This window comes from Arthrobacter sp. NPDC058127, from assembly GCF_042884555.1.
Taxonomy (GTDB): Bacteria; Actinomycetota; Actinomycetes; order Actinomycetales; family Micrococcaceae; genus Arthrobacter.
On the sequence record NZ_JBHVTT010000006.1, the window covers coordinates 186287 to 204243 of the forward strand.

The following is a 17957-nucleotide window of genomic DNA, read 5'->3' on the forward strand; positions in this document are numbered from 1 at the left end:
GCCACCAGCACGCCGACTGCAAAACTGAGCATGCTCATCCCAGATTTCCCGTTCCCCTACGATGACTACATCACCCATGAAGCGGGAATCGGTTCCGTCCCGGCCGACATGTACGGCACAGAAGTGGCCGTTGTGGGCGCCGGGCTGTCAGGGCTCGTCGCAGCCTACGAACTCATGAAAATGGGACTCAAGCCGGTTGTGTACGAGTCCTCAAGGATCGGAGGACGCCTCCGTGGAGGCACCCAGCCGGGCAAGTCCGGACCGGTGGCGGACCTGGGCGGGATGCGCTTCCCAAAGACCGGCACCTCGTTCTTCCACTACGCGGATCTTGTTGGCATCGAAACCCAGCCGTTCCCCAACCCGCTGACGCCTGCTGCCGGAAGCACCGTGATCGAACTTGGCGGCACGGCCCACTATGCCGAGAGGCCCGACGATCTGCCTGGGTTCTTCCGGGACGTGTCCAACGCGTGGGACGACTGCCTGGAGGAACGCGCCCACTTTGGCGCCATGCAGGAAGCCATCCGCACCAGGGACCTCGCCACCATCAAGAGGCTCTGGAACGAATTGGTTCCCCGCTTCGACGACATCTCCTTCTCCGGTTATCTGGCCACGTCAAAGGCGTTCGCGTCCCTCCCGTTCGAATACCGGGAGGCCTTCGGCCAGGTCGGGTTCGGAACGGGCGGCTGGGACACCAACTTCCCGGACAGCATCCTGGAGATCCTCCGCGTCGTGTACGTGGATGCCGACGCGGACCAGCACCGGATCATCGGCGGGGCGCAGCTCCTGCCGGAACGTCTTTGGAACCATGCCCCCTCCGACCTGGCGCACTGGCCAGAAGGCACAAGCCTCGCGTCCCTTCACGGCGGGCACCCGCGGCCCGGCGTCGCGTCCATCCGGCGCCTTCCTGGCAGTGGGGGCGCAGCTGCAGCGGTCGAGGGACCCATCGCCGTCACGGACAAGTGGGGACAGTCGCGGGAGTATCCGGCGGTCATTGCGACGTGCCAGAGCTGGCTGCTCTCGGCGCGCATCGACGTCGACGAGTCGCTCTTCAGCCACAAGCTCTGGACGGCGATCGAGCGTAGCCACTACATGCAGTCCTCCAAGACGTTCGTAGTGGTCGATAGGCCGTTCTGGAAGGACATCGACCCGCAGACCGGCCGCCAGCTCATGAGTACCACGCTCACAGACCGGCTCACGCGCGGCACCTACCTGCTGGACAACGGCCCCGACCAGCCCGCCCTGATCTGCCTGTCCTACACCTGGAACGACGACGCCCTGAAGTGGTTACCGCTTGATGCCGACGAGCGAGTCCGGCTTATGCTGCACTCCCTGAAGCAGATCTATCCCACCGTGGACATCGCCTCGCACATCATCGGGGATCCAATCACGGTCTCCTGGGAAGACGACCCCAACTTCATGGGTGCCTTCAGTGACAACCTCCCAGGGCATTACCGCTACCAGGAGCGGCTTTACACGCACTTCATGCAGGAAGGAATGGACCCGGCCCACCGCGGCATCTATCTGGCCGGCGACGGCATCTCCTGGACCGGCGGCTGGGCCGACGGAGCCGTGACTACGGGCCTCAATGCCGTGTGGGGCGTCATGACGCAGCTGGGCGGCAAGACCAATCCGGAGAACCCGGGCCCGGGCGACCGCTTCGACGAACTCAAACCCGTTCGGCTTCCCTGACCTCCCCGGGCAGGCCGTTCATCGGCCCCGACTCACGCATCGGCCGTATGGGGCCCCGTCTTAAAGGGGCTCCATACGGCCGTGCCCATGCCAATGGGTAGCACCGGATGAACGGCCGGCTCTGGGCGGTTAGTCGGCGCGGGGCCTTGACGCCGCCAGTCGGCTCGAATCGGGCAGTGTTGCCACGAAAACGTCCGTCGCGCTGACGTCCGCCAGTGCCTTGCGCCGGGTGTCGTCGAGGTATCCGACGTGGTTTTGGAATGCCGCGCGGGCGGCTTCCGGGTCCTGGTCTGCTATTGCCTGGTAGATGGCCGTGTGTTGCGCCCAAACGGCTTCGCGGTCCAGCAGATCGACGAACACGGTGTTGGTGGCCGGCCGCATGAGATGCACCGACATCATGGCGAGTTCCAGGATCTGGTTCTTTGCGGCCCTGGTGATCGCTGTGTGGAACTCAATGTCCAGCTGGAGCCATTCATCGAGATCGAGATCGGGGTTCGAAGCGAGGTGTATCGGTTGGTGGATGGCCTCGAGGTCGTCCTCGGTGCGCCGCCGTGCGGCCAGGTCGACGCACTGCATTTCCAGCACCCAGCGGGCCTCGTCCACGTCGTGCAGGGAGACGTTGCCGGCCCGGTACCACAAGCGGATCGCGTCACTGAGCTGTTCGGCGACGGTCTCAGCATCAGGCACCGCAACATAGGTCCCTCCCCGGCTTCCGCGGGAAGAGACGACGAGTCCTGTTGCCGCCAGGATCTTCAGGGCTTCCCTTGCGGTGGCGCGCGCAACATCGAATGATTCCGCCAGCTCCAACTCAGAGGGCAGCCGCTCCCCCGGCAGCCATTGGCCGACGCTGATCGCGCTTCGCAGCTGGCGGGCAATTTGCCCGGACGCGTCCTTGCGGCCGAGCTGAACCGGCACGAACTCTTCTGGCATCGCTAAACGCACCTTGCCTTCATATCGGTGGAAACCCCTTTACAAGGAAAGGATACTCCTTGCATAATGTCCAAAGTTAGACATTGACTTTTCCCCCCCAACGATCGTTGCGGGAGCCACCCGATCCACCCCTTGGAGAAACCGATGAGTTTGAAGATCAGCACAGCGTTGGGGATCGCTGCACTCGTGTCCGCTATTTCCCTCAGCGCCTGCACCGCACCTCCCAAAACCGCAACGGATACCCCCGCCACAGCCGCAGCATCGGGATCGGCGGCCAGCACCGAAGCCATGAGCAACACCCTTAAGTTCGTCGATGCCGGGACCAAGGCGCCAGCCGGGAAAAAAGTGGCCTACCTGGCAGAATGCGCCGCCGCCAATGCCTACTGCCAGACCCGGCAGAAGGGGGCGCAGGAGACAGCCGCCAAAATGGGTGTCCAATTGACCGTCTTCGACGCGAACTTCGACCCGGCGGCCCAGTTGCAGCAAGTCCAGGACGCCGTGCAGCGGGGATTCGACGGATACATCTTCTCGCCCGTCGCGGACGCCCCCGGATGCTCGGACTTCCACCTGCTCCAGGCCAGCGGCAAGCCCGTCAGCACCATCAACAGCCCCATGTGCGGCAACCCCGACTACACACCGGAGACTGCCGGATTCGTCGGCATGCAGACCACCCGGTTCTTCACCGAGCACGTCGAAAACGCCTTCAAGTCCTGCACCGCGTCCTGCAATGCGGTCGCCGTCGGAGGCTTCGTCGGATCAGACCTGTTCACCCGATGGGAGACCGCCATCAAGACAGCGGCCGCGAAATACCCGAACATCAAGGTTGTCTCCGACCAGCCGGGAAACTTCGACCCCGCCAAGGCTCTCTCGGTGGTCCAAGACGCGATCAGCGCGAACGGCAAGATCGACCTCGTAATTTCCTCCTGGGATGACATGACCCGCGGTGTGGAACAGGCCGTACACGACGCCGGGAAGATCCCCGGGAAAGACGTCCGCATCTACAGCGTGGGAGGCACCACGGCAGGCGTGGCCAAGGTAACCGGCGGGGCTTGGACGTCAACATCGGTGCTGCTCCCCTACGAGGAATCCTCCTACGGTGTCGCCCAGCTTGTCCGTGCCCTTTCCAGCGGCGAAAACACCCCAGGGTTCGCTTACCTGGCCCAGGCACCCGCCGTCACTCAGGGACCAGGCTCGATCTTCATCACTGCAGCCAACGCCAGCAAATTCCACCCGGAGTACTGACATGCGGACCCACGCTCCATCCACCGCCGCCGACGCGCTCGTCGTCCGCGGATTGAACAAGCAGTATGGGGATGTCCAGGTCCTGAGGAACGTCTCCCTCACGGTCAGGGCAGGTGAAGTCCATGCCCTTGTCGGGGAAAACGGTGCAGGAAAATCTACGCTGATCAAAACCGTGGCCGGCGCCGTCCACCAGGACAGCGGAACGGTCAGTATCTGGGGCCAGGAGCTCGACGGCGGCCAGCCCGGCAAGGCTGCCGCCGCGGGTCTCGCGGTGATCTACCAGGAGCTGACCATTGTTCCGGAAATGACAGCACTGGCCAACGTGTTGCTCGGAAGGCCACCGCGAAGGTTTGGATTCATCGACCGCCAGGCCGCCCTCGCCCAATACCGGGAGGCCGCCGCAGCGGCCGGCACCTCCATACCCGCAGCCACCCGTGCCGGAGACATCTCCACGGCCAACCAGCAGATGCTCGAAATCATGAGGGCCCTGGCCAGCCACCGGCGCCTGATCGTCATGGATGAGCCCACCGCCTCGCTCGGCCCGGAAGACAGCCGTTCCCTCCACAAAGCCATCAAGGAACTGACCTCCGCCGGATGCTCGGTTGTCTACATATCCCACAACCTCGACGACGTCCTGGACATCGCCGACACGGTCACCGTGCTACGCGAGGGCGCCGTGATCGACAGCAGAGCAACAGCCGACTGGGATAAACCTTCCCTGATCGTCGCGATGCTCGGCGGCACCCCGGCCGAGGTCCAACCCACCGCCCCGGGACACACCAAGGGCAGGATCGCCCTGAGCGTCCGCGGACTCACGGCCCCCGGCGTCGATCTGCCGGCACTGGACCTCCGCGAAGGCGAGATCATCGGCCTGGCCGGACTCGTCGGTTCAGGACGCACCAGGTTTCTGCGGACCCTGGCCGGCGCGAACCGGCACACAACCGGGACCCTCACGCTCGACGGAAAGCAGGTTCCATGGCCCCGTTCCCCCCGGGACGGCATCCGGCGCGGGATCGCCCTGGCCCCGGAGGACCGAAAAGAACAGGCCCTTGTCCTGAACCGCAGCGCTGCGTGGAACATTGCCCTGGGCCAATTCACCAAAGCATCGGGCCGCCGTCCCTTCCAGACCGGCGCCCTCGCGGGATGGGCAAGTTTTGGCGCTGCGCGGATGGGGTTCCACCCGAACCGACTGAACGCCCCAGCGGGAACCCTGTCGGGCGGAAACCAGCAGAAGCTCGTCCTGGCCCGATGGCTGGACCGGGGCCTGCGCTGCCTACTCCTGGACGAACCGACACGAGGCATCGACATCGGCGCCAAAGCCCAGATCTTCGCCACGGTCCGCAAGCTGGCCGACGAAGGACTGTGCGTCATCTGGTGCAGCAGCGACCTGGACGAAGTCACCCGCTACAGCGACAGGATCATTGTCCTGGCCTCCGGCCGGGCGGTCGCGGAACTACCGGCGGGCTCCACCGTCCAGGACATCCTCACCCACACTTACACCGCGCCGGCGCCCGGAAGCGTCGGGCCCACAACAACAGATATGGCAGCATCATGAGCACGACAACACTTCAAAAGAACAGGATGTCTCCGCCCGGGCAGACGCCCCGGATAGGTCCAACCCTGCGCCGTTACGGCGTCCTGGCGGCCTTGCTGGTCCTGGTCGCCCTCATCAGCATCGCCCAACCGGGCTTCCTCGCCGGCGGTAACCTGATGAACATCGTCAGCCAGTGGGCCCCCGTGGCCATCATGGGAATCGGCATGACGTACGTGGTCATCACGGGCGGATTCGACCTCTCCGTCGGGGCCATCTACTCCCTTACTGCCGTCATCGCGGCGACCGTCGGCCGGACGGAAGCCCCGATCGTGGCCTTCGCAGCAGCAGCCGGAGCCGGCATCGCGGCAGGAGCCATCAACGGCTGGATCGTCACCGGGCTGAAGGTCAACCCGTTCATCGCCACCCTGGGAAGTTCCCTGATCATCTCCGGCACCACCCTGGTCATCACGGGAAACCGGGCCGTCATCGTGAGCTTCGCCCCGTTCCAGGAACTCGGCAGCGGACGGCTCGCAGGGATCCCCTACTCGGGTATCCTCCTGCTCGTCCTGCTTCTGCTGGCAGGCTGCATCCTGGCCTTCACCCCGTACGGGCAATCCGTCTACGCGGTCGGAGGGAACCAGGAAGCCAGCCGTCTCGCGGGCATCCGAACGCGCGGCGTCGTGGCCAGCACCTACACACTTTCGGGGCTGTGCGCCGGCATCGCCGGTGTCGTCACGGCCTCGCAACTGGGTTCGGCACAACCGAACCTCAACCCGAACCTGGTCTTCGATGTCCTGACTGTTGTCATCGTCGGCGGCACGTCCTTGACTGGAGGAAAAGGCGCCATCTGGCGGACCGCCGTCGGGGTGGCAATCCTGGCCACTCTCCAGAACGGCTTCAACCTCCTGGACATCGATTCGTACTACCAGAACATCATCAAGGGCATCATCATCATCGCCGCCCTGACCAGGCTCCCCGGAATCCGGCCAGCACTCAGACTGCGCCGCCCCAGCTCCTCCAAATAAGAACCAGAACCCACCAAGGAATCACCATGACCATCACAACCGTCGAAGAACTGACCATCACCCAAGTCCATGATGCGCTCCTCGCAGGAACCTTCACCGTGCGCGACCTCGTCGAGGCGTACCTGGAACGCATCCGCACCCTCGACGCCGAGGGACCGGCACTGAACTCCATCGTCACCGTCTCGGACACCGCACTCGAGGAAGCCGACGCGCAGGACGCCTACCTCGCCGCGAACGGCAAACTCTCCGGCCCACTGCACGGGGTTCCGGTGGTGGTCAAAGACCAGATCGAAACCGCCGGAATACCCACAAGCTTCGGCAGCGCCGCAACCGGCGCCTACACAGCCGCCCAGGACGCGACCGCGATCGCCCAGCTGCGCGCAGCCGGCGCGATCATCCTGGCCAAGACCACCATGCCGGACTTCGCCACCTCCTGGTTCTCCACTTCCTCGCGCAGCGGAATCACCCGCAACCCCTACGACCTGGCCCGCGACCCGGGCGGATCCAGCAGCGGCTCCGCAGCCGCCGTCGCCGCCAACCTCGCCCTCGTGGGCATCGGCGAAGACACCGGCGGGTCCATCCGGCTGCCGTCTTCCTTCTGCAACGTCGTCGGACTCCGCGTCACCCCGGGGCTGATCAGCCGGACCGGGATGTCCTCCCTCGTTGTCCCGCAGGACACGGCCGGGCCGATCACCCGAACCGTCACGGATGCCGCCGTCGTCTTGGATGCACTGGTCGGCTTCGACCCGAAAGACCCCTACACCGTGGCGTATGCCATTGCCCGGCACTCCGGCACCTATGCCGAAGCCGTGGCCAAGGACGGCCTCGACGGCAAACGCATCGGTGTGCTGCGCCAGGCCTTCGGTCCGGATTCCGACGCCGAATCGGGTGCGGTCAACGACGTCATCCGCCAGGCACTGGCCAATGTGGAAGCGGCTGGCGCCGAGCTGGTCGATGTGGAGGTGCCGAACCTGAACGACTACGTCGCCGATACCTCGGTGTACTTCTCACGGTCCCGGCAGGACATGAACGCCTTCATCGCCAAACGGCCCGAGCTCGGCGTCAATTCGATCGAACAGCTTCACACGGAGGGCAAGTTCCACGAGAAGCTCGACCTGTTCGTCGGGATTGCGACCGGACCGGCGACGGCAAAAGACGACCCCACCTATCCGGACCGGGTTGCCCTCCAAGGCGACTTCCAGCGGGTGGTGGCGGGAATCATGGCCGAACAAAGGCTTGACGCCATTTGCTTCCCCGACGTCAAACTCGCAGCCCCGAGCCACGAAGACATCTTCGCCGACCGCTGGACCTGCCTGACTTACCCGACCAACACCGTCATCGCGTCCCAGCTATTGTTCCCCGCCATCACCGTTCCCGCCGGATTCACCAGCGGCGGGCTGCCCGTCGGACTGGAAATCATGGCCCTCCCCTACTCCGAACCGCAACTGCTCGGACTGGCACACGGGGTCGAGAAGGCTACCGCGGCACGCAAGGCACCCAACCTGTCCCGGGTGACAGCGTGAAAGGCAAGACCTTGATCCCCCAGCTGACACTCAACTCGGACATGGGCGAGTCCTACGGGATCCACTCCTTCGGAAACGACGAAGCCCTCCTGCCCCTCGTCGACTCCATCAACGTCGCCTGCGGCATGCATGCAGGAGACCCTGGCACCATGAACCGCATCGTCACCCAGGCAGCCTCCGCCGGTGTCCGCATCGGCGCCCACCCCGGCCTGCCGGACCCCGTAGGCTTCGGACGACGCGAAATGGCTTTGCGGAAAGACGAGGTCCGGGACTTGGTCCGTTACCAGGTCGGTGCCCTATGGGGATTCCTCGACTCCACTGGCGTACCCCTGAACCACATCAAGCCCCACGGAGCCTTGTTCGCCATGCTCTCCAGAAGCGAGGAACTGATGGACGCCCTCTGCGATGTCGCTGAGCAATTCAACGTGCCGGTCTACGGACTCCCGGGAACCTGCCACGAAACAACCGCGGCACGCCGGGGAATCCCGTTCATCGGCGAACTGTATGTGGACCTTGACTACAACGCCGACGGCACGGTGATTGTCAACCGCTCAAGCCACGAATCCGGGATCGCGCAAGCCGTTCAACGCACCCACCGATACCTGGAGAAGGGAACGATAGCTTCGGTGACGGGTGAAACCGTCACCGTCAGGGCGGACACCATCTGTATCCACTCCGACCAGGCAAATTCCGTTGAACTGGCCACCGCAGTCCGGGACGTCCTCAACACCTGATCCGCGCCCACCAAGCCCGCCAAAGCCGGGTGCCTGCCAAACCCAGGCACCCGGCTTCGCCGTATCAAGAACTCGGTTGGTGTTTTAGTGGATATTGCCTCTAATTGATCGGTGCAGGGGGCTGTTCACCGCTGAGCACGGCGAGTGCGTTGTCGGCGGCCAGCATCGCCATCGCGGTGCGCGTCTCCACTGTGGCGGAGCCCAGATGCGGCACGAGCACCGCGTTCTCCAGCTCCAGCAATTCGGGATGGACCTGGGGCTCACGCTCGAAGACGTCCAGCCCGGCACCGGCGATGACGCCCTCGCGAAGTGCAGACGCGAGGGCTGCTTCGTCGACGATCGGTCCGCGCGCGGTGTTGACCAAGAACGCCGAGCTCTTCATTGCAGCGAGTTGCTCGGCGCCGATCAGATGATGCGTGGCAGGCCCGTACGGGCAGTGCAGCGAGACGACGTCGGACATAGCCAGCAACTCGTCGAGGTCGACCCGCCGTGCGCCCAGCTCGGCGGCGATCACCGGATCGAGCTCACTGCGCGACTGATAGACGATTTCCATGCCGAAGGCCTTGGCCCGGCGCGCGGTCGCCTGCCCGATGCCGCCCATGCCGACGACCCCGAGGATCTTCCCTTGCAGGCTGGACCCGAGCAGGAAGAACATCCCCCACTTCCAGGCCTGGCCGGAGCGGATGAGCCTCTCCCCCTCGCCGAGACGGCGGGTCGCCATGAGGATGAGGCCCATGGCGATGTCGGCTGTGGCGTCCGTGAGCACCCCTGGCGTGTTGGTGGCTACGATGTCCCGTTCCGTGCAGGCCGGGACGTCGATGTTGTCATAGCCCACCGCGACGTTCGCGACGACCTTGAGCTGCGGGCCGGCGGCGTCCAGCAGCTCGGCGTCGATGCGTTCAGTGAGCAGGCTCACCACGGCATCTGCCCCGGCGACGCGGCGCAGGAGCTCCTCGCGGCCGATCGACTCCGAACCCGTCCACGCATCGACCTCGTGCTCGGCGCGAAGCTTTTCGATCGCGGTTTCGGGAATACGTCCCGTGACGACGACCCGGCTCATGCCGTCTCGATCCACTCGCGCAGGCGGCCCAGGCCCTCGCTGATATCCGGCACCTCGATGCCCGAGTACGCGAGTCGGATGTACTGCCGCTGCTCACCGGGCAGGCGGCGGCCGAAGTGCTCACGCGTGCAGAAGGAAACGCCGGTCTTGTACAGGGCATCGCCGGCGAAGTCTCCGACTGCCGTGTATCCCATGCGCTCCATCGCCTCGGTGACATCAGGGAACAGGTAGAACGTCGATTGCGGCACGGCGACGCGCATGCCCGGGATGGAATTCACGAGCTCGCAGGCAGTGTCCCGACGCTTCTGCAGGACGTCAAGCATCTGCTGCACGGATTCCTGGGGGCCGCGGAGTGCTTCGACGCCGGCCCACTGCACGTAGTGCGTCGTGCACGACTCATCGTTGGTGTTGAGCGTGCTGAGCACCTTGGCGATCTCGAGCGGTGCGACGGCGCAACCGAGACGCGAGCCGGTCATCGCGAACTTCTTGCTGAACGTGTACAGGATGACGGTGCGCTCGGCCATGCCCGGAAGAGATGCGATTGAGCTGGAAACGCCCTCGTAGCGGGTCTCGAAGTACGCCTCGTCGGAGAGCACCCACAGGTCGTTTTCGATCGCGAGCTGTGCGATGGCCTCCCGCTCGCCCGCCGTCGACTCGGCCGAGATCGGGTTCTGCAGGTCGTTGTAGATGATGGCGACGGTGTTCGGGGTGATCGCGGCCCGGATCTGGTCGAGGTCGATCGAGAAGCCCTCGCTCGTGGGCAGGTAGCGGTATGGCACGGCCGTGCCGCCAAGGTACTCGATCTGCGATTCGTAGATCGGGAAGCCGGGGTTCGGGTAGAGCACTTCCTGGCCGGGGTTCATGACCGCCTGCAGGAACTTCGTGATGACGGGTTTGCCTCCCGTCATCACCACCACGTTGTCGGGCGAGAACTCGATGCCACGGCGCGGGCCGATGTCATCGGCCAGTGCTTCGCGCAGTTGGGGAATGCCGGGGCCGGGGCAGTAGCCCGTGTAGCCGTCCGCGATTGCCCGGTTCATTGCTTCCACGATGTTCCCGGCCGTGGGGATGTTGATGTCACCAAGATGGAAGGGGTACACACGGTTCCCCTTCGCCTTCCAGGCGGCCGCGGCCTGGGCGACGCTGAAGGCGGTTTCGGTGCCCAGTCGTTCGAGCCGGTGCGCGAGTTGCTGCATACTGTTCCACTCCTCGTTGAGTTGACTATCAATTCTCCAGCGAATTTCAGATCAAGTTTAGGACTAATATATCAAACCATGAATTAAGATATACGAACAGTCTCAAGGGGAACAAAGGTTCTTATTTACGAGACAAGTCGTCCTCTGGCGCGAGGTCCGGGACGGGCGTAGCGTCGGTTACATCCACGCGGGAGCAGCGAAAGTCAGCCCGCGCCCCGCGCGGCCCATAATGCATTCGTATGAAGGAGCCGGCAGTGGCTGGATGGAATGCTGACACGGCGGCTGGACCCCTTGGGTCAGGCACAGTGACTTTGGTTGAAGGATCGTCCTTCTGCATTTCATCGGCCAATGGAGACATCCATCCCGAACTCCCGCACGGGGTCTTTCACCTGGATACCCGCATCCTTTCCCGCTGGAATCTCACTATCAACGGCAAGCCCCTCGAACCCCTGGCTGCTGAAACAAAGGAACCGTATCGGGCCCTATTCGCTGGCCGCCTGCAGCTCTCGGATGGGTATGCGGACAGTCCATTGATCGTGGAACGGCTGCGTGAGGTGGGGGCAGGGATCCGGGAGCGGATCACCATCCGCAATTACTCGGCTGAGCCGGCTGGGTGCCAGATTGTGCTGGCCATTGAGGCGGATTTCGCCGACTTGTTCGAAGTGAAAGAGGCACGGATCCAGCGGCGCTGGGCGGAGACACGCGATCAGGACGGCGACTCGCTGGAAATCCAGGCCTGGTGGCAGGACGTCAGGAAGGGCGTAGTCGTCAAGGCGGATGGGGCCAATGCCACGGCCGACGGGCTGACATTTGAGATAGTGGTCCCGCCCTATGGGCAGTGGAGTACTCGATTGAATGTTGTGCCCACGGACAACGGCGCTCGCCCCGACGCACCGTTTGTTCATCCGGCGCCTGGCGAAATGTCTCCGAGTGACCGGCGTCGTCAAGAGTGGGTGGCGAAGATTCCGGCGCTGCAGATGGGCAACCGTTCCATCCAGCGGACGCTGCGGCGGAGCTACGACGACTTGGGAGCGCTGAGAATCGAGGACCCTGGGCATCCTGAACGGGTGGTTGTCGCCGCCGGAGCGCCCTGGTTCATGACCCTGTTCGGTCGTGATTCGCTCTGGGCTTCGGAAATGTCGCTTCCTGTGGATCCTTCCTTGGCACTGGGAACTCTGAAGACGCTGGCTGACCGCCAGGGCACCGTTGTGGACGTGATGAGCGAAGAGGAGCCCGGCAAGATCCTGCATGAGGTGAGGCTCGATGTCTCCAGCGGGCTGGCGCTGGGCGGCAAATCCGCCTACTACGGAAGCGTCGATGCAACTCCGCTGTTCGTGGTCGTGCTGGGGTCCGTCAGTCGCTGGGGTTTTGACAAAGAGACCATCGCCACCCTGTTGCCCAACGCTGACCGTGCCGTGGAGTGGATCCGCGAATACGGGGACCGGGACGGGGACGGCTTTGTCGAGTATGAGCGCCTCAACGATCATGGGTTGGTCAATCAGGGATGGAAGGATTCCTGGGACGGCATCAACTTCGCCGACGGAACCCTCGCGGAGCCACCGATCGCACTGTGCGAGGTCCAGGCCTACGTCCACGGCGCATACGTGGCGCGCTCCTGGATGGCATACGACGCCGGCGACCTCGCCTTGGCAGCCGAGCTTCGAGACCGGGCCGCGACGCTGAAGCGGCGGTTCAACGAACAGTTCTGGCTCCCGGACAAGGGGTACTACGCCATCGCGTTGGACCGCGATAAGCGGCCGGTGGATGCCTGCGCTTCCAATATGGGCCACTGCCTCTGGTTCGGCCTTGTGGATGAGGACAAGGCGCCACAAATGGTCGAGCGTCTGATGTCCCCGGAGATGTTCAGCGGATGGGGCGTACGGACCCTCGCCAGCGACATGCGGGCGTATAACCCTGCCAGCTATCACAACGGGTCGGTCTGGCCCCACGACAACGCGCTCATTGTGGCAGGGCTGCTTCGGTATGGGTTTGTGGAAGAGGCACAGCGGATAGCGACTGCCCTGCTGGAAGCGGCCGAATACTCGGGCGGTCGATTGCCGGAGCTGTTCTGCGGCTTCAGCCGCGACCAGTTTGCCGAACCCGTGCCCTACCCCACGGCCTGTTCGCCACAAGCTTGGGCCGCCACCACACCGATCCTGCTGGTGACCAGCCTGATGCGCTACGACGCACACATTTCCCAAGGGGGGCTATGGCTGGACCCTGTCCTGCCGGATTCCTACGGCAAACTGCACATCACGAACGCGCCTATGGGCTCCGGCCGGATCACCATCGACATATCCGGTTCAGCAGCCTCCGTTCAGGGCATACCGGAGGGCTTGGTGCTCCACCGCGGGCAACGGCCGTGGATAACCGATCTCGTGGAGCAAGCCAAACTGCATCCGGAAAAATAGGGAATGGAGGACCAGCCGGTCACCGCGAAAGGCGAGCGACCGGCGTCGTACATAGCGGCAGCGCAAGGCGCCGGACGGTGTGATCCGGCAGCGCAAGGCGCCGGACGGTGTGATCCGGCAGCGCGCGTAAAAGGGCCCCCGCCCCCAGACCGATACAAAGCCGCGGCAGCGGGTCGCGGGGAATAGCGCGCAGAGGATCAGCGCCGTCCGGCGCCAACCAACCGCGCCGTCCGCACCCGAAAGAGGTGCGCCGCAGCCCGCGGCGGGCGGGAGTGGTCTTCCCTAGGCAGCAAACAGCGCTGAACGGACGGCCTTTTCGAAGCCGTCGACGTGAATTCGCGCCAGTTCCGCAGCCCTGGCCTCGTCGCCGTCGATCACCGCACCGAGAAGATCAAGGTGTTCATGCACGTGGCGGGAAAGATCAGGCAGGCGATCGAGGACCATGCACCAGATCCGTGTCGCCAGGTTGTCGTAGCGGATCAGCACATCCTCCAGGTGCGGATTTGCCGCTGCCGCATAGATCCCCTGGTGCACGCGGGCATCAAGTCGGAGCGTCTCCACCACGGAGGCGCCGTCGACCTCGAATGACTCGACTGCACGCATCACGGAGCGCAAGTTCTCCCTGGCTGCCGGTGTCGCAACCCGAGCCGCCCGCGCGGCCGCCAGTGGTTCGAGCTGGGCGCGGATCTCCGAAATAAACGCCAGATCGGTCACCTCTACGCGCGTGGCGAAAGTTCCCCTTCGCGGATAGCTAATGACCAGACGGTCCAACTCGAGGCGCTTCAACGCTTCCCTCACAGGAGTGCGCCCCATGCCAAGGTCCCTCGCCAGCGCATCGTCGTTCAACAAGTCGCCCGGCCTGATGTCCAGCGTCAGGAGCCTGTCGCGTATCCGCTCGTAGGCCACTTCAGCCAGGGACCTCGGACTGGCGGCATCCACCACTTCCAGCGCTTCAAATACCACGGTACCGACCTTTCGCGTCCAGCCAAACGGACTATTGACCTCACTCGAACTCCAGTATACGCTAGTTCCCAGTCTGATATATCAGTAGCTAACTTGAAAATATATCTTTAGGAGGAGACATGACGCTCGTGGAGACGACTCCAACACAAAGCACACTTCCGCAGGCGAGTGCCTCTGAAGACGACCATTCCCGGAAGTTCGTGCTCACCCTGTCATGTATTGAACGGGCCGGCATCGTACAGGCGGTCACCACCTTCCTGTTCGAACGTGGTTTCAACATTGAAGAGCACCAGCAGTTCGACGACGGACTCCGCCAGACACTGCACCTGCGCACAGCGTTTTCCGGATCCCCGGAGTACTCACCGGAAGCGCTCGAAGAAGAGTTCCGGGCCATCGCTGAGCGTTTCGACATGAAGTTCAGCTTCCATGACCAGACCAAGCAGCGCGTCCTCGTCATGGTGTCCAAGTTCGGGCACTGTCTGAACGACTTGATTTTCCGCTGGCGCGGGGGCAGCCTGGGCGGGGACCTGGTGCTGGTAGTTTCCAATCACGAAACCCACCGGGCCATGGCCGAGGCTGCCGGGCTTCCATTCGTACACATTCCGGTGACCCCGGACACCAAGGCGGATGCGGAGCGGCGCCTGCTCGAACTGGTAGACGAGTACAACATCGATTTGGTGGTTCTCGCCCGCTATATGCAGGTTCTGTCCGACGAACTGAGCCGCGCCCTGGAGGGCCGAGCGATCAACATCCACCACTCATTCCTGCCCGGCTTCAAAGGTGCCCGTCCTTACCACCAGGCGTACGACCGCGGCGTCAAGCTGGTGGGTGCCACGGCGCACTATGTCACCGCGGATCTTGATGAGGGACCGATCATCGAACAGGAAGTGATCCGCGTAGACCACAGCTATGGGCCGACTGCCCTTTCCACGGTCGGGCAGGATGCCGAGGCGCTCGCGCTTTCCCGCGCCGTGCGCTGGCATTGCGAGCACCGCGTGCTGTTGAACCAAACCAGCACCGTCGTCTTCCGCTAGCCGACGCCCAACAACAAGCAGCAGCAGTAGCCCACACACGAGAAATAGCAGGAGAAACCACATGGCATCGACGCCACGCATTGTCATCATCGGAGCTGGGATCGTCGGCACCAACCTGGCAGATGAACTGGTAGCCCGCGGCTGGAACAGCATCACTGTCCTGGACCAGGGACCGTTGAACATGCCGGGGGGCTCCACGTCCCACGCCCCGGGGCTGGTCTTCCAGACCAACGCCTCCAAGACCATGGCAACCTTCGCCAAATACACGGTCGAAAAGCTCCTGTCACTCACCGAGGACGGCGTCAGCTGCTTCAATCAGGTAGGCGGACTGGAAGTCGCCACCACCGAGACCCGCCTCGCCGACCTCAAACGCAAGCTCGGCTTCGCTGCATCCTGGGGAATCGAAGGCAAGATCCTTTCCCGCGAAGAGTGCAAGGAGCTCTACCCGCTCATCAACGAGGAAGACATCCTTGGGGGCCTCCATGTACCCAGTGACGGGCTGGCCCTCGCCGCCCGCGCAGTCCAATTGCTGATCAAGCGCACAGAGGCAGCCGGGGTGGAGTACCGCGGCTCCACCACCGTGACCGGGATCGAGCAGACCGGCCGCCGCGTCACGGGAGTCCGTACCTCCGACGGCGTCATCCCTGCGGACATCGTTGTCTCCTGCGCAGGCTTCTGGGGTGCCAAGATCGGCGAAATGATCGGCATGTCCGTCCCCCTTCTGCCGTTGGCCCACCAATACGTCAAGACAACTCCGGTGCCGGCACAGGAAGGCCGCAACGAACTACCCAACGGCGCTTCCCTGCCGATCCTGCGCCACCAGGACCAGGACCTCTACTACCGCGAGCACGGCGACCGCTACGGCATCGGCTCCTACGCCCACCGCCCCATGCCAGTGGACGTCGAGGAACTCGGCAGCTACGCGCCGGACAGCATCAGCGAACACAACATGCCTTCCCGCCTTGACTTCACCCTGGAGGACTTCCTCCCGGCCTGGGAGGCGACTAAGCAGCTGCTTCCGGCCCTGGCGGAAAGCGACATCGAAGACGGCTTCAACGGCATCTTCTCCTTCACCCCCGACGGCGGCCCTCTGGTGGGCGAATCCAAGGAGCTCGATGGCTTCTTCGTCGCGGAAGCCGTGTGGGTGACCCACTCGGCCGGCGTTGCACGCGCTGTCGCCGAATTGCTGACCACGGGCAAGTCCCGGATCGACCTGGGCGAATGCGACATCCACCGCTTCGAAGACGTCCAGCTCACCCCCGAATACGTCAGCGAAACGTCCCAGCAGAACTTCGTGGAAATCTACGACGTCCTGCACCCGCTCCAGCCCAAGCTCTCCCCCCGCAACCTCCGCGTCAGCCCTTTCCACGCCCGCCACAAGCAACTGGGAGGATTCTTCCTCGAATCCGGCGGCTGGGAACGCCCCTACTGGTTCGAAGCCAACGCCGAACTGCTGAAGGAAATGCCGGCCGAATGGCAGCCCCCGGCCCGCGATGCCTGGTCCGGAATGTTCAGCTCGCCCATCGCTGCGGCCGAAGCGTGGAAGACCCGCACCGCGGTGGCAATGTATGACATGACACCGCTCAAGCGCCTTGAGGTCTCCGGCCCCGGAGCACTCAAGCTGCTCCAGGAACTGACCACCGCGGACCTGGACAAGAAGCCAGGCGCGGTGACCTACACGCTCCTGCTGGACCACGCCGGCGGCATCCGAAGCGACATCACGGTGGCCCGCCTGGGCGAAGACAGGTTCCAGCTCGGGGCCAACGGAAACATCGACACCGCATACTTCGACCGGGCCGCGCGCCACCAGACCGAAAGCGGGTCCGCCAGCGACTGGGTCCAGGTGCGTGACACGACGGGCGGCACCTGCTGCATCGGTCTCTGGGGCCCTCTCGCCCGGGACCTCATCAGCACGGTCAGCACCGACGATTTCTCCAACGACGGCCTGCGCTACTTCCGGGCCAAGAATGTGGTCATCGGCGGAGTCAACGTCACCGCCATGCGCCTGTCCTACGTCGGGGAGCTCGGCTGGGAGCTTTACACCAGCGCGGACAACGGCCAGCGCCTCTGGGACGCGCTGTGGAAAGCGGGGCAGCCCTTCGGTGTCATCGCGGCCGGCCGGGCCGCTTTCAGCTCGCTCCGGCTTGAAAAGGGTTACCGCTCCTGGGGCACCGACATGACCACAGAGCACGACCCCCTCGAAGCAGGCCTCGGATTCGCTGTGAAGATGGCCAAGGACAACTTCGTCGGAAAGGCCGCTTTGGAAGGCCGCACCGAGGAAAACTCCGCCCGCCGCTTGCGCTGCCTGACCGTCGACGACGGACGCAGCATCGTCCTGGGCAAGGAACCGGTTTTCTACAAGGACCAGGCAGTCGGCTACGTCACCAGCGCCGCCTACGGCTACACCGTTGCCAAGCCGATCGCCTATGCGTACCTCCCGGCGGCCGTCTCCCTCGGTGACTCCGTCGAGATCGAGTACTTCGGACGACGCATCCAGGCCACCGTCACGCCCGATCCGCTGTACGACCCGACGATGACCAGGCTCCGCGGCTAGCACCACGGCCATCCAAAGGCTCGCGGTCCGGACTCATCCTCGCAACCAGAGTCCGGGCCGCT

Annotated in this window: 13 protein-coding genes; 9 read left to right on the forward strand and 4 right to left on the reverse strand. The window is 64.1% G+C overall.

Annotation, left to right across the window (positions count from 1 at the left end):
- Nucleotides 1-30: 30 nt before the first annotated feature.
- On the forward strand, nt 31-1689 hold the full coding sequence (locus tag ACFVTG_RS11520) for a flavin monoamine oxidase family protein (protein WP_390280553.1): 1659 nt from the start codon (nt 31-33) through the stop codon (nt 1687-1689).
- A gap of 129 nt (nt 1690-1818) precedes the next feature.
- Here ACFVTG_RS11520 and ACFVTG_RS11525 read toward each other — a convergent pair whose 3' ends face one another.
- Nucleotides 1819-2619, reverse strand: coding sequence for a FadR/GntR family transcriptional regulator (locus tag ACFVTG_RS11525; RefSeq protein WP_390280507.1), 801 nt, complete (start codon nt 2617-2619; stop codon nt 1819-1821).
- A gap of 144 nt (nt 2620-2763) precedes the next feature.
- Between ACFVTG_RS11525 and ACFVTG_RS11530 the strand changes: the two genes are divergently transcribed.
- Genes ACFVTG_RS11530 through ACFVTG_RS11550 form a run of 5 tightly spaced genes read left to right on the forward strand, consistent with a single transcriptional unit; the run spans nt 2764 to nt 8677 of the window.
- Nucleotides 2764-3861 carry a sugar ABC transporter substrate-binding protein gene (locus tag ACFVTG_RS11530; RefSeq protein ID WP_390280509.1) on the forward strand — a complete coding sequence of 366 codons (1098 nt, stop codon included), beginning with the start codon at nt 2764-2766 and terminating at the stop codon, nt 3859-3861.
- A gap of 1 nt (nt 3862) precedes the next feature.
- Nucleotides 3863-5416 carry a sugar ABC transporter ATP-binding protein gene (locus tag ACFVTG_RS11535; protein ID WP_390280511.1) on the forward strand — a complete coding sequence of 518 codons (1554 nt, stop codon included), beginning with the start codon at nt 3863-3865 and terminating at the stop codon, nt 5414-5416.
- A complete protein-coding gene (locus ACFVTG_RS11540; protein ID WP_390280513.1) occupies nt 5413-6420 on the forward strand; it encodes an ABC transporter permease in 1008 nt (335 codons plus the stop codon). The genes ACFVTG_RS11535 and ACFVTG_RS11540 overlap by 4 nt, the downstream gene beginning before the upstream one ends.
- A gap of 26 nt (nt 6421-6446) precedes the next feature.
- Nucleotides 6447-7943 (forward strand): amidase, encoded by a 1497-nt coding sequence (locus ACFVTG_RS11545; protein WP_390280516.1) that lies wholly within the window; start codon nt 6447-6449, stop codon nt 7941-7943.
- Entirely contained in the window at nt 7940-8677 is a 738-nt protein-coding gene (locus ACFVTG_RS11550; protein WP_390280518.1) for a 5-oxoprolinase subunit PxpA, read from the forward strand. The genes ACFVTG_RS11545 and ACFVTG_RS11550 overlap by 4 nt, the downstream gene beginning before the upstream one ends.
- A gap of 100 nt (nt 8678-8777) precedes the next feature.
- Here the strand turns inward: ACFVTG_RS11550 and ACFVTG_RS11555 are convergent, their stop codons facing one another.
- Nucleotides 8778-9737, reverse strand: coding sequence for a 2-hydroxyacid dehydrogenase (locus tag ACFVTG_RS11555; protein WP_390280520.1), 960 nt, complete (start codon nt 9735-9737; stop codon nt 8778-8780).
- The gene (locus ACFVTG_RS11560) at nt 9734-10933 is read right to left on the reverse strand and encodes a pyridoxal phosphate-dependent aminotransferase (RefSeq protein WP_390280522.1); all 1200 of its coding nucleotides are present in this window, start codon (nt 10931-10933) and stop codon (nt 9734-9736) included. Before ACFVTG_RS11560 ends, ACFVTG_RS11555 begins: the two co-directional genes overlap by 4 nt.
- A 254-nt stretch (nt 10934-11187) precedes the next feature.
- Between ACFVTG_RS11560 and ACFVTG_RS11565 the strand changes: the two genes are divergently transcribed.
- On the forward strand, nt 11188-13344 hold the full coding sequence (locus tag ACFVTG_RS11565; protein ID WP_390280524.1) for a glycogen debranching N-terminal domain-containing protein: 2157 nt from the start codon (nt 11188-11190) through the stop codon (nt 13342-13344).
- Nucleotides 13345-13626: 282 nt separating this feature from the next.
- On the opposite strand, the gene ACFVTG_RS11570 is transcribed toward ACFVTG_RS11565, so the two are convergent.
- Nucleotides 13627-14307 carry a GntR family transcriptional regulator gene (locus tag ACFVTG_RS11570; RefSeq protein ID WP_390280526.1) on the reverse strand — a complete coding sequence of 227 codons (681 nt, stop codon included), beginning with the start codon at nt 14305-14307 and terminating at the stop codon, nt 13627-13629.
- Between the two features lie 119 nt (nt 14308-14426).
- Here ACFVTG_RS11570 and purU point away from each other — a divergent pair, with 119 nt between their 5' ends.
- Entirely contained in the window at nt 14427-15341 is a 915-nt protein-coding gene (purU, locus tag ACFVTG_RS11575; protein WP_390280527.1) for a formyltetrahydrofolate deformylase, read from the forward strand.
- 61 nt (nt 15342-15402) lie between these two features.
- Nucleotides 15403-17895: an FAD-dependent oxidoreductase gene (locus ACFVTG_RS11580; protein ID WP_390280529.1), complete on the forward strand. Its 2493-nt coding sequence runs from the start codon at nt 15403-15405 to the stop codon at nt 17893-17895.
- Nucleotides 17896-17957 lie beyond the last annotated feature (62 nt).